Genomic DNA, 14,831 nt, shown 5'->3' on the forward strand with positions numbered 1-14,831 from the left:
GATCGATCCCGGAGCGAAGGGACCCCGAGCCCCAGCGAGCGGGCCGCACGTAGGAGCAAGCCTTTTGGGTTACCTTTTCGGCGTTTGGAAAAGGTGACCCGCCGTAAGGGCGGAACCCTAAGCAGCCCTAACCGCAGCAACGGATATGTACACGAACCGCACGAAAAACACGGCCTGCCCGATAACCGCCCACAAAAAATGCCCCGATCTCTCAACCGGGGCATTCAGCACAACATTAAACAACGATCAAACCATCAATGCGAAACCGCCCCACTCGCCCCCAACCCCGTCTGCGAACGCACAAACTGCGGGAAGAACAGCGCGCGTTCTTTATCCGCAGCCGCCGATTTATCAGTAATCGAGAAGAACCAGATCCCGACAAAAGCAATGATCATCGAAAACAGCGCCGGATACTCGTAAGGGAAGATCGCCTTCTCATGATGCAGAATCTGCACCCAAATGGTCGGCCCAAGAATCATCAGACCCACCGCACTTACCAGACCCAACCACCCACCAATCATCGCGCCACGAGTGGTCAGCTTCTTCCAGTACATCGAAAGCAGCAGCACCGGGAAGTTACAGCTCGCGGCAATCGAGAACGCCAGGCCCACCATGAACGCAATGTTCTGGCTTTCGAACAAAATACCCAGGCCAATAGCCAGGATCCCAAGTGCGATCGTGGTGATCTTCGAAACGCGAATCTCATCCTTGTCGTTAGCCTTGCCCTTCTTGATCACGCTGGCATACAGATCGTGAGACACCGCAGAAGCACCGGCCAGCGTCAGACCCGCCACTACCGCCAGAATCGTCGCAAACGCTACGGCCGAGATAAAGCCAAGGAAGATACTTCCGCCCACCGCGTCAGCCAGGTGCACCGCCGCCATGTTGTTGCCGCCAAGCAGAGCGCCCGCTGCATCTTTAAAGGCCGGATTAGTACTGACCAACAGAATCGCGCCGAAGCCGATGATGAACGTCAGGATGTAGAAGTAACCAATGAAGCCAGTCGCGTACAGCACGCTCTTACGCGCCTCTTTTGCGTCGCTCACGGTGAAGAAGCGCATCAGAATGTGTGGCAGGCCAGCAGTACCGAACATCAGCGCCAGACCGAGGGAGAACGCCGAAATCGGATCTTTCACCAGACCGCCCGGGCTCATGATCGCCTCACCCTTCGGGTGAACCTTGATCGCTTCCGAGAACAGCATGTTGAAGTCGAAGTTGACGTGTTTCATCACCATCAGCGCCATGAACGAGGCACCGGACAGCAACAGCACCGCCTTGATGATTTGCACCCAAGTGGTTGCCAGCATGCCGCCGAACAGCACGTACATGCACATCAGGATGCCGACCAGAATCACCGCCACGTAGTAATCGAGACCGAACAGCAACTGGATCAGCTTGCCGGCACCGACCATTTGCGCGATCAGGTAAAACGCCACCACCACCAGCGAACCGCAAGCCGACAGCGTGCGGATCTGGGTTTGCCCGAGGCGGTAGGACGCCACGTCGGCAAAGGTGTATTTACCCAGGTTACGCAGACGCTCGGCGATCAGGAACAGAATGATCGGCCAACCCACCAGGAAGCCGATCGAGTAGATCAGGCCATCGTAGCCGGAGGTGAACACCAGCGCGGAAATCCCCAGGAAGGACGCCGCCGACATGTAGTCACCGGCAATCGCCAGACCATTCTGAAAACCGGTGATCTTGCCGCCCGCCGCGTAATAGTCGGCAGCCGACTTGTTACGCTTGGACGCCCAGTAAGTGATGCACAGGGTTGCACCGACGAACACCACGAACATGGCGATTGCGGCGACGTTGAGCGGTTGTTTGTGCACTTCGCCGGTCAGGGCGTCAGCGGCCCAGACGGCTGGCGCGAACGCCGAGATGCTCAGAAGAGCCAGTAGACGCCGGATCATTGCTGAGCCTCCTTGAGAATCGCATTGTTCAGGTCGTCAAACTCACCATTGGCGCGGCGCACGTAGATAGCGGTCAGGATGAAAGCCGAAATAATCAGGCCAACGCCGATCGGAATGCCCCAGGTAATTGAAGATTCAGGACTGAGTTTCGCCCCGAGCACTTGCGGCCCGTACGCGATCAGCAGGATGAATGCGGAGTAAAGCCCTAGCATGATTGCCGAGAGAATCCAGGCGAATCGTTCCCTTTTCTGAACCAGCTCCTTGAATCGGGGACTGTTTTGAATCGAGAGGTAAATGCTGTCGTTCATTGTTTTTATCCTCGCAGCACAAATTATTGTTGGAACATAGCTAATGTATGCGGCTGCGAGCGCGGTAACAGACGACCTTAGTAGTAGAACGCCATGACAAATTCGCCATTTTTCAGCACACACAAAAACCTGTGGGAGCTGGCTTGCCAGCGATGGCGTCGTGTCAGTCAACTGATTAGTCAACTGACCGACCGCTATCGCGGGCAAGCCCGCTCCCACAGGGTTTGCGTTGATCCGAAGCTATTTGCGGTTATTTGGTCCAGTCAGCCACGCGATCCGGGTGCTTGGCGACCCAATCTTTTGCCGCTGCTTCAGGTTTGGCACCGTCCTGAATCGCCAGCATCACTTCGCCGATCTCGTCTTTCGACGCCCACTGGAAGTTTTTCAGGAACTTGGCCACTTCCGGTGCCTTGGCATCGAGCTCTTTGCTGCCGATGCTGTTCACGGTTTCAGCCGCGCCGTACACGCCTTTCGGGTCGTCGAGGAAGCGCAGTTTCCACTTGGCGAACATCCAGTGCGGCACCCAACCGGTCACGGCAATGGATTCGTTTTTCTTCTCGGCACGGGTCAGCTCGGCAATCATGCCGGCGCCGGAACTGGCTTTGAGGTTGTATTTGTCGAGGCCGTAATCCTTGATCGCCTGATCGGTCTTGAGCATCACGCCTGAACCGGCATCGATACCGACGATACGGTTCTTGAAGGTGTCATCGGTTTTCAGGTCTTCGATCGACTTGGCTTTGACGTACTCCGGCACGATCAGGCCGATTTTCGCGTCCTTGAAGTTCGGGCCGTAATCGACGACCTGATCCTTGTTTTTCGTCCAGTATTCGCCATGGGTGACGGGCAGCCAGGCCGAGAGCATGGCGTCGAGTTTACCGGTGGCAACACCTTGCCACATGATCCCGGTGGCGACGGCTTGCAGCTTCACGTCATAGCCGAGTTTCTGCTTGATCACTTCGGCCGCTACGTGGGTGGTCGCAACGCTGTCGGACCAGCCGTCAACGTAACCGATGTTCAGGGTCTTGGTTTCCGCGCTGGCCAGTGTTGCGCCCATCGCAAGCGCCAGTGCGGCACCTGCGCCTAAAAGTCGTCGCATCTTCATCGTTACTTCCCCGAAATGCTGCGCCCGACGGATGAAGGGCGGCGTCAACGTATTGTTATGGTGCACAGCGCCCCCATCACGCCTGACCGCAAACTCGCTGGACCATCAGTGGAGTGCTGACGCTTTCGATCATCAACCTGACGACGCTCGCGACCTGCTCTGTCAGCGACCTCAAGACAACGAGAAACGACATCAGAAGGCCATTAATCGCCTGCGAATAATTGGCGCCAGACAATCCGCCCGAACTTTGCATGTGCAAATGATGCGAGCCACCAACCCCGGATAAATGCAGGTAACATGCGTCGCTTTGCAGCCACTCGGCCCGACCATGTCCGCGACGTCCCGCTTCCCCTTCCCTGCTTATTTATTTGCCTGCCTGCTGGGCCTGTTTGCCCTCGGCGGCTTCTGGTACGGCCTCGGTAAACCGGTGATCCTGCCGGACGCCGCGACGCCGACGCACAAGCTGCAATGCGCGTCCTATACGCCGTTCGATAAAGACCAATCGCCGTTCGACGTGCCGTTCAAACTGCGCCCCGAGCGCATGGACGCTGACCTCGCGTTATTGGCGACCCGCTTTGAATGCATCCGCACCTATTCAATGACCGGCCTTGAAGCGCTGCCCGATCTGGCGCGCAAGCATGGTCTGAAATTGATGATCGGCGCCTGGATCAACAGCAACCCGGTCGATACGGAGAAGGAAGTCGACCTGCTGATCAAATCGGCCAACGCCAACCCGGACGTGGTCAGCGCGGTGATCGTCGGCAACGAAGCGTTGCTGCGCAAGGAGGTCACCGGCGCGCAACTGGTCCGACTGATCACCAAGGTCAAGAGCCAGATCAAGCAACCGGTCACCTACGCCGATGTCTGGGAGTTCTGGCTCAAGCATCCGGAAGTCGCGCCGGCAGTGGATTTCCTGACCATTCATTTGCTGCCTTACTGGGAAGATGATCCCTCGAACATCGATGCTGCCCTGCACCACGTGGCAGAGGTGCGTCAGGTATTCGGCAACAAATTCGCACCCAAAGACGTGATGATCGGAGAGACCGGCTGGCCGAGCGAAGGCCGCCAGCGTGAAACCGCCCTGCCGAGCCGGGTCAACGAAGCCAAGTTCATTCGTGGTTTTGTCGCCATGGCCGAGAAGGAAGGCTGGCATTACAACCTGATCGAAGCTTTTGATCAGCCCTGGAAGCGGGCGAGTGAAGGCGCGGTCGGTGGCTACTGGGGACTGTTCGATGCGGATCGTCAGGACAAGGGTGTACTCGCCGGCCCCGTGACCAATGTGCCGTTCTGGAAAGAATGGCTGGCGGTCGGTGGTTTGATTTTCCTTGGCACGTTGATCCTTGGTGGGCGCGTTCGCACCACGCGTTCGGCACTGGTGTTGCCGCTGTTGGGCGCCCTCGCCGCTTGTTCGATTGGCGCCTGGGGTGATCTGGCGCGGGTGACTACACGGTTTGCCAGCGAATGGTTGTGGGTCGGCTTGCTGACGGCGTTGAATCTGCTGGTATTGGCGCATGCCGCACTGACGCTGAGCGCACGCACCGGCTGGCGTGAGCGTGCGTTCAATGTGCTGGAGCGACGTGCAGGCTGGCTGGTCGCGGCGGCAGGTTTTGCCGCTGCCGTGATGATGCTCGAGATGGTTTTTGATCCGCGTTATCGCAGCTTTGCGAGCATGGCGTTTGTGCTGCCGGCGCTGGTTTACCTGTGCCGACCGGTGAACGTGCCGCGTCGCGAGATCGCTCTGCTGACCTTTATTGTCGGTGCGGGGATTGCGCCGCAGCTGTATCAGGAAGGCTTGCAGAATCAGCAGGCGTGGGGCTGGGCGTTGGTCAGCGTGTTGATGGTCGCAGCCCTTTGGCGCTGCCTGCGCGTTCGCCAGATCTGATTTTCAGCGCCTTCGAAGCCCTCATCGCTGGCAAGCCAGCTCCCACAGAATATTGGTTGAGCACAACATGTGTGTACGACCCAAAAACCTGTGGGAGCTGGCTTGCCAGCGATGACTGACTGTCAGGCGCTGGGGGACTTACGGACCAGGCGCAACCCGGCAATCACCAGCGCAAACACCGCTAAAGTGGTGTTGTACAAAGCCAGCGCCGGCACCCCGAACACCAGCGCCAGCACCGCCAGCCACCACCCTGCCCGCCCGGGCACGACAAAACCGATCAGCGCCGCACCGAGCGCGGTCCAGCCCAGCACCTTGAAGTGAATCATCAGCCCAAGGTTGGAGCGCAACTGGCATTCCCAGCGACTGGCCTCATCCACGCAAATGCCCACCCACTTGCCGTCCTCCATAAAGCCATACCGCGCGGCATAACTGGCAGCCAGCCACAACGGCAACAGAACGAGCAGCAGAATCACGGGCAAGCGGCGGGACATGAAGCACTCCAAACATGGGAAATCGGCGGCCAGCTTAATCTGCCGTCAGCGGTGTGCAAGCGCTAACAACACTTAACTGTTCATTGATGCGGTGCAAAGTGTATCGTCCAGCTACTATTACTCCGAATTCTGCCTGTTTGGTGCCGATGCATGGCACTTTGGCGCAAACCCGGTGGTCATAGCCTGCGAACTTCATTCGGCACCTTCCTCTAAGGGATCTAGTCATGCTCCGTTCCTTGCGCTTCGCCGCGCTGTTCAGCGGCCTTATTTTGAGTGCGTCCGCACTGGCGGTGGACATCGATGCCGCCAGTTATGGCTATCCCCTGACCAACCCGTTCGAGGCGACCATCGCCACGACCCCGCCGGACTTGCGCCCGGAATTGCCGCTGGACGACGACATCAACCAGTCGGATCGCAGCCTGACGTTGCGCCCGGAGCGCGAGTTCATCCTGCCGGACAATTTCTGGGCAGTGAAGAAACTCACCTACCGGATCGCCACTCAGGACAAACCGGCACCGCTGATCTTCCTGATCGCTGGCACCGGCGCGCGTTATGACAGCACGCTCAACGAATACCTGAAAAAGCTTTACTACAAAGCCGGCTACCACGTCGTGCAGTTGTCGTCGCCGACCAGTTTCGACTTCATCAGCGCCGCCTCGCGCTTTGCCACTCCGGGCGTGACCAAGGAAGACGCCGAAGACATGTACCGGGTGATGCAAGCCGTGCGCGCGCAGAATCCGAAAGTGCCGGTCACCGAGTACTACCTGACCGGGTACAGCCTCGGCGCGCTGGATGCCGCCTTCGTTGCGCACCTGGACGAGACCCGTCGCAGCTTCAACTTCAAGAAAGTCCTGCTGCTCAACCCGCCGGTGAACCTCTACACCTCGGTGACCAACCTCGACAAGTTGGTGCAAACCGAAGTTAAAGGCATCAACAACAGCACCACCTTCTATGAGTTGGTGTTGAGCAAGTTGACCCGTTACTTCCAGCAGAAAGGCTACATCGACCTCAACGATGCGCTGCTCTATGACTTCCAACAGTCCAAGCAACATCTGACCAACGAACAGATGGCGATGCTGATCGGCACCTCGTTCCGCTTCTCGGCGGCCGACATTGCCTTCACCTCCGACTTGATCAACCGCCGCGGCCTGATCACCCCGCCGAAATTCCCGATCACCGAAGGCACCAGCCTCACGCCGTTCCTCAAGCGTGCGCTGCAGTGCGACTTCGACTGCTACCTGACCGATCAAGTGATTCCGATGTGGCGTGCCCGCACCGACGGCGGCAGCCTGCTGCAACTGATCGATCAGGTCAGCCTGTATGCACTCAAGGATTACCTGCACGACAGCCCGAAAATCGCCGTGATGCACAACGCCGACGACGTCATCCTCGGCCCGGGCGACCTCGGTTTCCTGCGCAAGACCTTCGGTGATCGCCTGACCGTTTACCCACTGGGCGGCCACTGCGGCAACCTTAACTACCGCGTCAACAGCGACGCTATGCTGGAGTTTTTCCGTGGCTAAATATCTCCTGCTGATGGCAGCGCTCCTCTGCGCAGGCGTGGCCCAGGCCGACAACAGTAAAGCCAACGCGCCGGTGGTGGTCGACAGTGACGGCTTCAAAGAGCCGCTGTCCAAACTCAAATTCAACCCGGGGCTGGATCAGCGCGAATTCGAGCGCTCGACGCTCAACGCGCTGAACGTCTACGACCCGCTGGAATCGTGGAACCGTCGGGTTTACCACTTCAACTACCGCTTCGACCAATGGGTGTTCCTGCCGGTGGTCGATGGCTATCGCTACATCACGCCAAGCTTCCTGCGCACCGGTGTGAGCAACTTCTTCAACAACCTCGGCGATGTGCCCAACCTGGTCAACAGCCTGTTGCAGTTCAAGGGTCAGCGCTCGATGGAAACCACCGCGCGCCTGCTGCTCAACACCACCATCGGCATCGCCGGTTTGTGGGATCCGGCCACGGCGATGGGCCTGCCGCGCCAAAGCGAAGACTTCGGCCAGACCCTGGGCTTCTACGGTGTACCGGGTGGCGCCTACTTCATCTTGCCGATCTTCGGCCCGTCGAACATCCGCGACACCGCCGGCCTGGCCGTGGACTACACCGCCGAATCGGCAATCAACTTCCTCAATGTGTCGGAAGTCAGCTCCAACCATCCGGAAGTCTGGGCGTTGCGCGCAGTCGACAAGCGCTATCAGACCAGCTTCCGCTACGGCCAGATGAATTCGCCGTTCGAGTACGAGAAAGTGCGTTACGTGTACACCGAAGCACGCAAGCTGCAGATCGCCGAATAGTTTTCGGCAGACACAAAAAGGGGCCATTCGATGCGAGTCGAATGGCCCTTTTTTTAGATCAAGGGATCGCAGCCTGCGGCAGCTCCTACAGGGGGTGCGCGATGCCCATGTAGGAGCTGCCGAAGGCTGCGATCTTTTAGCCTTTAACAGATTTCCAGATTTTGCCGACGACGGAAACCACCGCCAACACCACCGCACCGGCGATGATCCCCGCCACACCGTTGAGCAACATCGGCACCGCAAACCCGGCGCCACCGGCCGCCGCGCCAACGCCTTCAATCCAGTGATGCAGCACCGGCACGCCGTGAGTCAGGATGCCGCCGCCGACCAAAAACATCGCCGCCGTACCGACCACCGACAGGGTTTTCATCATGTACGGCGCCGCGCTAAAAATACCGCTGCCGACTTTTTTCGCGAACTGCCCGGGCTTCTGGGTCAGCCACAAGCCAAGGTCGTCGAGCTTGACGATGCCCGCCACCAGGCCATAAACACCCACGGTCATGACGATCGCGATGCCCGACATCACAATTACCTGTTGCGTCAGCGAAGCATCCGCCACGGTACCGAGGGTGATCGCGATGATTTCCGCCGACAGAATAAAGTCCGTGCGGATCGCGCCTTTGATCTTGTCCTTCTCATACGCCACCAGATCGGTCGCCGGATCAGCCACGGCCTCAGTCAGTTGCGCATGCCCGGCCTCGTCTTCAGCTTCGCTGTGCAAAAACTTGTGCGCGAGCTTCTCGAACCCTTCGAAACACAGGTACGCACCGCCGACCATCAACAGCGGTGTCACCAGCCACGGCACGAACGCACTGATTGCCAGCGCCGACGGCACGAGGATCAGTTTGTTGACGAACGACCCCTTGGCCACCGCCCAGACCACGGGAATTTCCCGCTCGGCACGCACACCGGAGACTTGCTGGGCATTGAGCGCCAGATCGTCACCAAGCACACCGGCGGTCTTCTTGGCGGCCATCTTGGTCATCAAGGCAACGTCGTCCAGAACGGTGGCGATATCGTCGATCAGCACCAGCAAACTGCTTCCTGCCATGAATCCTGTTTCCTTCTATGTATGAATGTTGCGAAGCATAACGCGACCACAGACCACACGGGGCATTCTTGAGCGCTGCGCGAGGCCGGTGCTACCATGCGCAACCGCCAGAACAGGCAAGGAACCACCGGGTTTATGAGCACAATCCGCGAGCGCAACAAAGAACTGATCCTGCGTGCCGCCAGTGAGGAGTTTGCCGACAAGGGCTTCGCTGCGACCAAAACCAGCGACATCGCCGCCAAGGCGGGATTGCCCAAGCCCAACGTCTACTACTACTTCAAGTCCAAGGAAAACCTCTACCGCGAGGTGCTGGAAAGTATCATCGTGCCGATCCTGCAGGCCTCGACCCCGTTCAATCCGGACGGTGTACCGAGCGAAGTGCTGAGCGGCTACATCCGCTCGAAGATCCGCATCTCCCGCGACCTGCCGTTCGCCTCGAAAGTGTTCGCCAGCGAAATCATGCACGGCGCCCCGCATTTGAGCGCCGACCTGGTCGAGCAGCTCAACGGCCAGGCCAAGCACAACATCGACTGCATCCAGAGCTGGATCGACCGCGGGCAAATCGCCCCGATCGACCCTAATCACCTGATGTTCAGCATCTGGGCGGCGACCCAGACCTACGCCGACTTTGACTGGCAGATCTCTGCGGTCACTGGGAAGGACAAGCTGGACGAGGCGGATTACGAGGCGGCGGCACAGACGATTATCCGGTTGGTGTTGAAGGGGTGTGAGCCGGATCAGTAAGACCGCGGTGATGCAATCGCTGGCAAGCCAGCTCCCACAGGGATTTGTGTTGTTTGCAAAACTTACATCCAACACAGGACTGACTTGCCAGCTCCCACAGGGATTTGTGTTGTTTGCAAAACTTACATCCAACACAGGACTGACTTGCCAACTCCCACAGGGATTTGTGTTGTTTGCAAAATTTGCATCCAACACAGGACTGACTTGCCAACTCCCACAGGGATTTGTTGTTTGCAAAATTTGCATCCAACACAGGACTGACTTGCCAGCTCCCACAGGGATTTTGTGTTGTTTGCAAAACTTACATCCAACACAGGACTGACTTGCCAACTCCCACAGGGATTTGTGTTGTTTGCAAAATTTGCATCCAACACAGGACTGACTTGCCAACTCCCACAAGGATTTGTTGCTTGCAAAATTTGCATCCAACACAGGACTGACTTGCCAACTCCCACAGGGATTTGTGTTGTTTGCAAAATTTGCATCCAACACAGGACTGACTTGCCAACTCTCACAATCACTCATGCAGAAATGCAAAATCTTTGTCCAGCACAAAAACCTGTGGGAGCTGGCTTGCCAGCGATGAAGGCAACTCGGTTTCAGCTCAAGCCCAAATGGCATCCCACAGCGGATAATCACCCAGCTTTTTCACCAAGCCTGCCCGCAATGGGTTAGCCACTACATACCGCGCCATCTTCACCAAATCCTCCTCACGCCGCAGTGCACGATCATGAAAGCCTTGCTGCCAAAGCGGCCCGCTTCGACCGCTGAACGCATTCACGTCCCGTGCAATCAAAGATTTGGTTTCCCCCATCAGCCTTCTGAGCGAACAGTTTTCCAGCTCAATCAACCAATGAAAATGATCAGGCATGACTACCCATGCCAACGACTTTGCCAGTCCAACATTTTGCGCGCGACGAAATTGATGAACGACCAATCTGCCCAGAGTGAAATCGGCGAAGATGGGTTTTCGATCAAGTGTGTTCGTGGCCAGTAGATAGATGCGGTTGGGCTCGGCATAGCGACCGGCTCGCAGACGATGTGAAGCAGGAAGATCAGGCAATCCATTGCCCCTTCATGATGGGTTCATCAGAAGGCTAGACCTCAGTGGTCTATTTGGCGGGCTGGTCTTTTTTCTTGATGTGTCAGTCAGGCCGCCATCGCTGGCAAGCCAGCTCCCACAGGTTTTTGTATTGGTTACAAAATCTGAACAAGACAAAAAGCCTTGTGGGAGCTAGCTTGCCAGCGATGACAATCGATCAGACGCTAGCGATCAAACCGATACACCCGCATCTCAAACCTCCTCCCCCATCAACCAGCGCAGCGCCTGCGGCAGCGAGGTGCTCCAGTCGTCCGGGAAGGTGTGCCCGGCCTCGTGGGTGCGAGATTTGACCTCGTTGCCGTCGCTGAACAGTTGGCGGAAATCGGCGCTCATCTGCTGATTGCCCGGCCCTTCTTTTTTGCCATTGATGACAAACACACGCTTGCCGCGCGCCTTGCTTTCCGTGGGCGTCGGTTGATTGCCGCCGGGTGACAGCAGCAGTGCGCCGGCGTAATCGTCCGGGTGTTGCGCCAACAGCGCGCCGGCGTGTTGCGAACCTTGCGAGAAGCCCATCAGGAACACGCGCTTGCGGTCGATGCATTGTTGGGCTTCGAGGGCTTTGAGGCCTTTTTGCACCGTTTGATGGGTGCCTTCGAAACCGGGGCCGATCCAGCGGAAGCTGTCGACCGCGTTGATCATTTGCGTGCCGTTGATCCCCAGAATGATTGCGCCGGTGTCGGCCAGCGGCTGGTAGTCTGCATCCAGCTCGCCATTGACGCCGTAACCGTGCAGCCACACCACCACCGGGCGGCAGGCTTTGGGCGCAGGGATCTTCGCCGACGGATTGAGCACGGAAATCGCGCCAACCTTGCCCTCGGCGATTTTCTTGTACCGCTGCTGCGCGCTGGCCAGTACGGATTTGTAGGTGGCGGTGTCACGGAGCTCGGAGAAGTCTTCGTCCCCTGCCAGCAGCGGGCCGAACCACAGACCACGGTCATCGGCCTCCTGCAGATAGCGCAGCGCCAGTCGGTCATCGCCACGACGGGCAAACAGTGCCGCCACCTGATAAGGCGCCAGCAGTTGCTTGGGATCTTCACGGGAGGCTGCCAGGTAAACCGCAATTGCCTGCAACGTGTCGGTTTCTTCGAGCTTCTCGGCCCGCTCCATCAACTCCGGTACATCGTCGGCGTTGAGCAGTGCAGAAACCACCGGGCTCAGCGCGTTAAAGGCGATTTCGTCGGCGTCGGGGGTTTCCGTCGCATGCAGGACGGGCGTGCAGAGGGTGATGGCGGCGGCCATCGTCATGGCAAATAGCGTCTTCACGCAGATCTTCCTTGATACATAAACGAGAGGGGCGGCAGTCTATAGACCCCGCCCCGCTTCGTCATCATCACGCCATCAGACGTGCTGATTTATTTTCCGGTCAGGCCGCCACCCCCGCATCCGCGCGCAGCTCCAGCGCCTCCACCGCTTTAATGGCGACTTGCTCATCGATGTCCGACAGATCGCCGCTGATGCCGATCGCTCCCAGCACATTGCCGGCCTGATCACGAATCAACACACCGCCCGGTGCCGGCACGACGCTGCCCTGACCCATGCTGTTCAGCGCAGCAATAAAGGCCGGGCGTTGTTGCGCGTCGAGTGCGAGCAGGCGCGAGCCTTTACCCAGGGCAATCGCGCCCCAGGCTTTGCCGATGGCGATATCCGGGCGCAGCAGGCTGGCGCCGTCTTCACGTTGCAGGGTGATCAGGTGGCCGCCGGTATCGAGTACCGCGATGGTCAGCGGCGCGGCGTTGATACCGCGCCCGGCGTTGATGGCTTCGTTGACCAGCTTGACTGCGACTTTCAAGGTTAAAGCGCTCATGGTGCCGTCCTCATTTTGTTATTGGGAAAGTCGTGGGGCTGCGCTTTTCTGCCGCAGCCCGATACAACAAATAGAACACAATGAGTTATTTTTTTGTATACAATAATTCTCGAAAAGCGCCACATGCGACGAAAAGCCACACTCAGACAGGCTTCCGACGAATGAAACAGGCGCTTGAGAAAATGGATTGACCTGCGCCGTCCGCCGTGAATACACTCTGCGCAAAGCCACTTGTATACAATTACAAAACGTAAAGAGGCACAAAACCATGAGCAAAATGAGAGCAATCGAAGCCGCCGTTCTGGTGATGCGCCGTGAAGGGGTTGATACCGCTTTTGGCATCCCGGGCGCTGCCATCAACCCGCTGTACTCCGCCTTGCAAAAAGTCGGTGGCATCGATCACGTCCTTGCTCGCCACGTTGAAGGCGCCTCGCACATGGCCGAGGGCTACACCCGCACCAAGGCCGGCAACATCGGCGTGTGCATCGGTACTTCCGGCCCTGCCGGTACTGACATGGTCACCGGGCTCTACAGCGCCTCGGCCGACTCGATTCCAATCCTCTGCATTACCGGCCAGGCACCCCGCGCCCGTATGCACAAGGAAGACTTCCAGGCTGTCGACATCACCAGCATCGTCAAGCCAGTCACCAAGTGGGCAACCACTGTTCTGGAGCCGGGCCAAGTGCCTTACGCGTTCCAGAAAGCGTTTTTTGAAATGCGCTCCGGCCGTCCAGGCCCGGTGCTGATCGACCTGCCGTTCGACGTGCAGATGGCCGAAATCGAATTCGACATCGACGCTTACCAGCCGCTGCCATTGGCCAAACCGACCGCTACCCGCATTCAGGTCGAGAAGGCTTTGGCGCTGCTCGATCAGGCCGAGCGTCCATTGCTGGTGGCCGGCGGCGGCATCATCAACGCCGACGCCAGCGATCTGCTGGTTGAATTCGCGGAGCTGACCGGCATCCCGGTGATCCCGACCCTGATGGGCTGGGGCACCATCCCGGACGATCACCCGCTGATGGTCGGCATGGTCGGTCTGCAGACTTCGCACCGTTACGGCAACGCGACCATGCTGAAATCCGACGTGGTGTTGGGGATCGGTAACCGTTGGGCCAACCGCCACACCGGTTCGGTTGACGTTTACACCGAAGGCCGCAAGTTCATTCACGTCGACATCGAAGGCACGCAGATCGGCCGTGTGTTCACTCCGGATCTGGGCATCGTGTCCGACGCCGCCGCTGCGCTGACCGTGTTCATCGAAGTGGCGCGTGAATGGCAAGCCGCCGGCAAGCTGAAAAACCGCAGTGCCTGGCTGCAAGATTGCCAGCAGCGCAAAGCCAGCCTGCATCGCAAGACCCACTTCGACAACGTGCCGGTAAAACCGCAACGCGTTTACGAAGAAATGAACCAGGTGTTCGGCAAGGACACCTGCTACGTCAGCACCATTGGTCTGTCGCAGATTGCCGGCGCGCAGTTCCTGCACGTCTACAAGCCGCGTCACTGGATCAACTGCGGCCAGGCAGGCCCGCTGGGCTGGACCATTCCGGCAGCGCTGGGCGTGGTGAAGGCCGATCCGAACCGCAAAGTCGTGGCCCTGTCGGGGGACTATGACTTCCAGTTCATGATCGAAGAACTGGCGGTCGGCGCTCAGTTCAAACTGCCGTACATCCACGTCGTGGTGAACAACTCGTACCTGGGTCTGATCCGTCAGGCACAGCGCGGGTTCGAAATGGACTACTGCGTGCAGCTGTCCTTCGATAACCTGAACGCGCCGGAACTCAACGGTTACGGTGTTGACCACGTCGCAGTGGCTGAAGGCCTCGGCTGTAAAGCGCTGCGTGTGTTCGAGCCATCGGAAATCGCCCCTGCCCTGCGCAAGGCCGAACAGATGATCGAAGAGTTCAAGGTGCCGGTCATCGTCGAGATCATTCTGGAGCGTGTGACCAACATCTCCATGGGTACCGAGATCAACGCCGTCAACGAATTCGAAGACCTGGCGCTGGTCGGCAACGATGCGCCAACGGCGATTTCGCTGCTCGACTGATCCGCCATGGCCTGATGCTCCTGTAGGAGCTGCCGCAGGCTGCGATCTTTTGATCTTTGTTGTTAACAGATCAAGATCAAAAGATC

Annotated in this window: 13 protein-coding genes; 5 read left to right on the forward strand and 8 right to left on the reverse strand. The window is 58.3% G+C overall.

The window, feature by feature from the left end; all coding sequences use genetic code 11:
- Positions 1 to 254: 254 nt before the first annotated feature.
- The 3 genes from EJA70_RS16180 to EJA70_RS16190 all read right to left on the reverse strand — a co-directional run bounded on the left by EJA70_RS16180 (position 255) and on the right by EJA70_RS16190 (position 3,323).
- On the reverse strand, positions 255 to 1,913 hold the full coding sequence (locus EJA70_RS16180; RefSeq protein ID WP_158831984.1) for a cation acetate symporter: 1,659 nt from the start codon (positions 1,911 to 1,913) through the stop codon (positions 255 to 257).
- Positions 1,910 to 2,221: a DUF485 domain-containing protein gene (locus tag EJA70_RS16185; RefSeq protein WP_158831986.1), complete on the reverse strand. Its 312-nt coding sequence runs from the start codon at positions 2,219 to 2,221 to the stop codon at positions 1,910 to 1,912. The genes EJA70_RS16180 and EJA70_RS16185 overlap by 4 nt, the downstream gene beginning before the upstream one ends.
- 250 nt (positions 2,222 to 2,471) lie before the next feature.
- The gene (locus tag EJA70_RS16190; protein WP_008087297.1) at positions 2,472 to 3,323 is read right to left on the reverse strand and encodes a glycine betaine ABC transporter substrate-binding protein; all 852 of its coding nucleotides are present in this window, start codon (positions 3,321 to 3,323) and stop codon (positions 2,472 to 2,474) included.
- Between the two features lie 286 nt (positions 3,324 to 3,609).
- Here EJA70_RS16190 and EJA70_RS16195 point away from each other — a divergent pair, with 286 nt between their 5' ends.
- A complete protein-coding gene (locus EJA70_RS16195) occupies positions 3,610 to 5,205 on the forward strand; it encodes a beta (1-6) glucans synthase (protein ID WP_158831988.1) in 1,596 nt (531 codons plus the stop codon).
- A gap of 122 nt (positions 5,206 to 5,327) precedes the next feature.
- On the opposite strand, the gene EJA70_RS16200 is transcribed toward EJA70_RS16195, so the two are convergent.
- On the reverse strand, positions 5,328 to 5,696 hold the full coding sequence (locus tag EJA70_RS16200; RefSeq protein ID WP_008087294.1) for a hypothetical protein: 369 nt from the start codon (positions 5,694 to 5,696) through the stop codon (positions 5,328 to 5,330).
- A gap of 224 nt (positions 5,697 to 5,920) precedes the next feature.
- On the opposite strand from EJA70_RS16200, the gene EJA70_RS16205 reads away from it, so the two are divergent.
- Together EJA70_RS16205 and EJA70_RS16210 are read left to right on the forward strand one after the other, a co-directional pair.
- Positions 5,921 to 7,219, forward strand: coding sequence for a serine/threonine protein kinase (locus EJA70_RS16205; protein ID WP_158831990.1), 1,299 nt, complete (start codon positions 5,921 to 5,923; stop codon positions 7,217 to 7,219).
- Positions 7,212 to 8,000 carry a VacJ family lipoprotein gene (locus EJA70_RS16210; RefSeq protein WP_158831992.1) on the forward strand — a complete coding sequence of 263 codons (789 nt, stop codon included), beginning with the start codon at positions 7,212 to 7,214 and terminating at the stop codon, positions 7,998 to 8,000. Before EJA70_RS16205 ends, EJA70_RS16210 begins: the two co-directional genes overlap by 8 nt.
- A gap of 136 nt (positions 8,001 to 8,136) precedes the next feature.
- Here the strand turns inward: EJA70_RS16210 and EJA70_RS16215 are convergent, their stop codons facing one another.
- Positions 8,137 to 9,051 carry a DUF808 domain-containing protein gene (locus EJA70_RS16215; protein WP_158831994.1) on the reverse strand — a complete coding sequence of 305 codons (915 nt, stop codon included), beginning with the start codon at positions 9,049 to 9,051 and terminating at the stop codon, positions 8,137 to 8,139.
- Positions 9,052 to 9,186: 135 nt separating this feature from the next.
- Here EJA70_RS16215 and EJA70_RS16220 point away from each other — a divergent pair, with 135 nt between their 5' ends.
- On the forward strand, positions 9,187 to 9,795 hold the full coding sequence (locus EJA70_RS16220) for a TetR/AcrR family transcriptional regulator (protein WP_008083515.1): 609 nt from the start codon (positions 9,187 to 9,189) through the stop codon (positions 9,793 to 9,795).
- A gap of 604 nt (positions 9,796 to 10,399) precedes the next feature.
- Here the strand turns inward: EJA70_RS16220 and EJA70_RS16225 are convergent.
- The 3 genes from EJA70_RS16225 to EJA70_RS16235 form a co-directional block, all read right to left on the reverse strand.
- Positions 10,400 to 10,858, reverse strand: a complete 459-nt coding sequence (locus EJA70_RS16225) for a transposase (RefSeq protein ID WP_158831996.1) — start codon at positions 10,856 to 10,858, stop codon at positions 10,400 to 10,402.
- 231 nt (positions 10,859 to 11,089) lie between these two features.
- Positions 11,090 to 12,160, reverse strand: coding sequence for an alpha/beta hydrolase (locus EJA70_RS16230; protein WP_158831998.1), 1,071 nt, complete (start codon positions 12,158 to 12,160; stop codon positions 11,090 to 11,092).
- A gap of 100 nt (positions 12,161 to 12,260) precedes the next feature.
- Entirely contained in the window at positions 12,261 to 12,701 is a 441-nt protein-coding gene (locus EJA70_RS16235) for a heme-binding protein (protein ID WP_008083511.1), read from the reverse strand.
- 268 nt (positions 12,702 to 12,969) lie between these two features.
- Here EJA70_RS16235 and gcl point away from each other — a divergent pair, with 268 nt between their 5' ends.
- The gene (gene gcl / locus EJA70_RS16240) at positions 12,970 to 14,745 is read left to right on the forward strand and encodes a glyoxylate carboligase (protein ID WP_053118459.1); all 1,776 of its coding nucleotides are present in this window, start codon (positions 12,970 to 12,972) and stop codon (positions 14,743 to 14,745) included.
- Positions 14,746 to 14,831 lie beyond the last annotated feature (86 nt).

Origin of the sequence: Pseudomonas sp. PB103 (genome assembly GCF_009764635.1) — a bacterium.
GTDB lineage: Bacteria > Pseudomonadota > Gammaproteobacteria > Pseudomonadales > Pseudomonadaceae > Aquipseudomonas.